The 3758-nt window shown below is 41.6% G+C and carries 5 protein-coding genes and 1 pseudogene; 1 reads left to right on the forward strand and 5 read right to left on the reverse strand.

Annotated elements, in window-relative coordinates; genetic code table 11:
• The coding region (mobQ, locus tag B9T33_RS16225; RefSeq protein ID WP_143224027.1) for a MobQ family relaxase at positions 1-1232 on the reverse strand (1232 nt) is incomplete at its 3' end.
• A gap of 2 nt (positions 1233-1234) precedes the next feature.
• Positions 1235-1408 carry a hypothetical protein gene (locus B9T33_RS16515; RefSeq protein WP_171263663.1) on the reverse strand — a complete coding sequence of 58 codons (174 nt, stop codon included), beginning with the start codon at positions 1406-1408 and terminating at the stop codon, positions 1235-1237.
• A 185-nt stretch (positions 1409-1593) separates the two neighbouring features.
• Between B9T33_RS16515 and B9T33_RS16230 the strand changes: the two genes are divergently transcribed.
• Positions 1594-1854 carry a mobilization protein gene (locus B9T33_RS16230; RefSeq protein ID WP_086179919.1) on the forward strand — a complete coding sequence of 87 codons (261 nt, stop codon included), beginning with the start codon at positions 1594-1596 and terminating at the stop codon, positions 1852-1854.
• Here the strand turns inward: B9T33_RS16230 and B9T33_RS16235 are convergent.
• The 3 genes and pseudogenes from B9T33_RS16235 to B9T33_RS16520 all read right to left on the reverse strand — a co-directional run.
• Positions 1840-2022, reverse strand: a complete 183-nt coding sequence (locus B9T33_RS16235; protein ID WP_086179917.1) for a hypothetical protein — start codon at positions 2020-2022, stop codon at positions 1840-1842. The genes B9T33_RS16230 and B9T33_RS16235 overlap by 15 nt on opposite strands.
• Entirely contained in the window at positions 2019-2993 is a 975-nt protein-coding gene (gene repM, locus B9T33_RS16240) for a replication initiation protein RepM (protein WP_086179918.1), read from the reverse strand. Before repM ends, B9T33_RS16235 begins: the two co-directional genes overlap by 4 nt.
• Positions 2994-3402: 409 nt before the next feature.
• Positions 3403-3758 (reverse strand): annotated as a pseudogene (locus B9T33_RS16520) (mobilization protein (MobL-like)); the annotation flags it as partial.

Raw genomic sequence — 3758 nt, forward strand, 5'->3', positions numbered from 1 at the left:
TTGAGCCAGTGTTCATGTGTGACCCCATTGTTTTTTGTTTTGTGGTGGTCTGCAACAAGGTTGCTGTGGTTTGGTTTGAGTTTGTTATTGTGTTGATTAACCGCATTTTTTAATTCTTCACGCCATGCGTTGATTTTAAAGGGGTTGATCGGCTTGTTGTCTTTAAGATTCTCGATGTAATCAAACGATTTTCTACACGCTTCTCGTGCGTCGGCTATGCGTTTCTCGCTGTCCTGTAGCTCTTGCCGGAGAATTTCTTTAGCTAAAAAATCAATTTTGTTTTTGAAAAGCTGAACAACAGTTTTTTTATCTTCACTCGAAATGTTTTGAAGAATATGGCTAGATGGCTCTGATTTGCGTTCTAAGGCGTTTTTGTTTTGGGTTGTTAGTTCCGTATGGGTTTTGGTGTTTTTCGCGCCCTGCGGCGATTCTGTGCGTAATTTCGCTATGTTTTTTTCGGTCGCTAGGATTTCTTGGTCAAGACCTTTGATAATTTGTTCAAAATTCTCCGCATTTCTCGCCTTGATCGCATCGTTATGCAAACTGATTTCGGTGTCTATGCCTAGTCTGCGTAGCTGGGTGACTTCGTAGCCCTCGTGGGTGGTGGCTTCCAACCCGTTTTTTTGCTCGGCATAGCTGCGGTGGTCAACATTCGCAAATATGAAACCTGCCATGTTCAAGTGCTTGTTTGTGATGTCGGCAAATTTTTCCCGCCAAAATTCAACTTCCTGTTTGCCGTTGTCGTTAAATTCCCTTGTTTTGCCACCTAAGTTGCCATGTTCGTCAATGCTTCTGGTCGTAAACATGATATGGGCGTGATAATTGCGCTCATCGCTGCCGCTGTCTGTGTGGGGGGCGTGGATGGCTGCATCCACGATCACACCATGCCGCTTTACGATCTCTTGGCACAGCTCGTTGAGCATCTGCTCACGCTCTTGCTTTTTGAGTTCATGGGGGAATGCTATTTCAAACTCTCTAGCCAACTGTGAGTTTTTTCGGCTCTCCACTCGCTCTACTGTGTTCCAAAGATTGTTGCGCTCCAGTAGCTCAGGGTTCGTGTGCTTCGGTGCATAGATTTTTTTTAATTCAACGCCTGATTTTTTGGTGTAGTCCTGCTCTTTGCCCTGACGTTCGTCTACCAATCTTTCACCTGAACGATAAGCCGCAGCAGCAACGGCACTACGTCCGTCACCTCGGCTGATGTTCTTAACTGAAAAATGATAAATCGCCATGCTTAATTTTTTCTCACTGGTTTAACCCATGTATTACATTTTTCGCACTGTGCGGCTGTGATTTCTATAGGCATTCCTGCCGCCATTTCTATTTCTTCATCTGTAAATTTATAATCATATTCGTGCCCACAATTAGGGCATAAGAATATGAAATGTTCGTGAGTATTTTCTATCATCCTTTTTGCCTCTTAACGCCTTTGCTTTTCGGGGTTGTAGGGGTATCCCCTGCCGTACTTCCAAACTTCATGAAATGAGTTTGGGAAAGTGCGCCCTTTGGGAATACCACGATAACAGATAGAATCTTGAATTTCAATTTATGTGCGATTATGCTAACTGTGGGTTTTTAGGTATCGGAATTACAATGAAAGTTGAATCATTAGAGCAACAAATTTCTAAACAAGAAGAACGTTTAAAGCAGCTAAAAGCTCAAAAGCAAGCTGTTTTGGCTCGTGAAAAAAAGAAAGTGTCTGAACAGCAAAGACGAGAAGAAACTAGACGTAAAATATTACTCGGTTCTTTAGCACTAAAAAAAATGGAAAATGAACAGGAAAAGGGAAAAATACTCGCTGAATTGAACGAGTATTTAACAGAAGATCGAGATAGAAAGTTATTTGGTCTGTGATTTTTTAATCTCTGACAATTTGCTTTTTTCTTCTTCAAAGTGTTGCTTTAAGCCGTCATTGATTGGGTGGTCAGGATTTTTGGCGGCTTCATCTTGGAGTCGATGCACTTCATCACGCACCGCCATAATGTCTTTAATGGGCAATTTATTGATAACAGGCCGTTTCATAACTTAAAGCCCACTGTTTTAGGGTTAAAGGGGTCATCACATGCTAATAGGTATTTCATGTACTCTCTAACATACTTTGGCTCTTGTAATTGCTTGATAAGTTTGATTTTTACATCTTCATATTTAGGGCAATCAGTCCAATTCCCGACGATTTCATGATTTTGATACAGCTTATCGGCATACCTAAATGCTTGAGGTGGCGACATTCCTTTGATTTCGCTGTCTGAAACGCCATTAATCCAGTCAATCGTTGTTGGGTCACGCTGATTTTCAATTTTAGGCTGTTGTTTCTGCTTAAATTTGAATGAAAAGCCTGAAATAACACGCCCTTTTTTGTGCTGTTCGACCTTGACCGTTATGTCTGTATGTTCGTTGATTTGGGCGATTGGCTTTTCTATCACCCACTTTTTAAAGTTATCTGATCGGGTGTACTCACCATCAAGCACCCCCATTTTTTGCCTAAATTCTTCCAGGTCAATTATTGGGGTTTTTCCTGCACTACGCCAAGCAATCAATAGTTCATATAAACGAATAGCATAGGCACTATTCAAGCCACTAACCTGCTTTAACTCGTAGCTTGTGAATTGTTCTTCAAGCCTTGTTACCAAGGGGATGATGGCAGGTGCAAAGATTAGTTCTACTGCTGCGGAGTTGTCGACATAGGCAATCTGTGACACCCATCGGCTGGTAATATTGGCGACACCTTTGGGGCGTTGCTCTTGGTAGCTAAATTGCCTTGCAAACAGGTCTTTACAGGCATCTTTCAATGCTTGATAGGCTGTATTGCGGTGTACGTCGAAATGATTGATATAGCTATCAGCGTGAACGGTTAGAGGGTCATTGGCATTAATCCCCTTTCCTGACTCCCTTGCCTCAATAATGGCAAGCAGAATCAACCTCTGTTCTACCAAGTCTAGGTTGTAGCTGGCATTAATCAAAGCGTTGTCTTTAACAATCAACTCTGTTTTCATTTTAATCCTAGTGTATTATTTATTCTAGTAATTACTTTTAATATACTCGCTAGGATTATGCAAGGTAAACCTAGGAGTATTGGCGAAAAGTTGCAAGGTAAACCTAGGAGTATTGCAAGGTAAACCTAGGAGTATAAGTTCTAAAACCATTGCTACATAAGGCATACAGCCGAGCTAAAAGCACTTAAAAGCCTTTTTTATATATAAAAGCCCAAGAACATAAAATCAAAGGCTATGGCACTCGCTTCGCTCGTGTCGTTTCAAAAGCAAAAGCAAAAGCAAAATCAAGAGCAAAAGCGGTTTTTCAGGGGGTCGATGGTCGAATATGGTTGGTTCGCTCGTAGGCACTCGCTCTATAAGATCATGTATTGTTTAGATATTCTTAATTAAAAGACAAAAACGGATGGGTTTACCGCCCTTTGCTGTGGTCTTGTGACCGTGTAACGCTTACGTTTGCATTGCTGTGGTTGAGTTCTGCCTCAAGCTGCTTGATGACTTGATAGCCATTTGCATCGAGCTGACGCATTTTCGCATCTGCTTTGAGCCAGTGTTCATGTGTGACCCCATTGTTTTTTGTTTTGTGGTGGTCTGCAACAAGGTTGCTGTGGTTTGGTTTGAGTTTGTTATTGTGTTGATTAACCGCATTTTTTAATTCTTCACGCCATGCGTTGATTTTAAAGGGGTTGATCGGCTTGTTGTCTTTAAGATTCTCGATGTAATCAAACGATTTTCTACACGCTTCTCGTGCGTCGGCTATGCGTTTCT

Origin of the sequence: Acinetobacter sp. ANC 5054 (genome assembly GCF_002135295.1) — a bacterium.
Taxonomy (GTDB): Bacteria; Pseudomonadota; Gammaproteobacteria; order Pseudomonadales; family Moraxellaceae; genus Acinetobacter.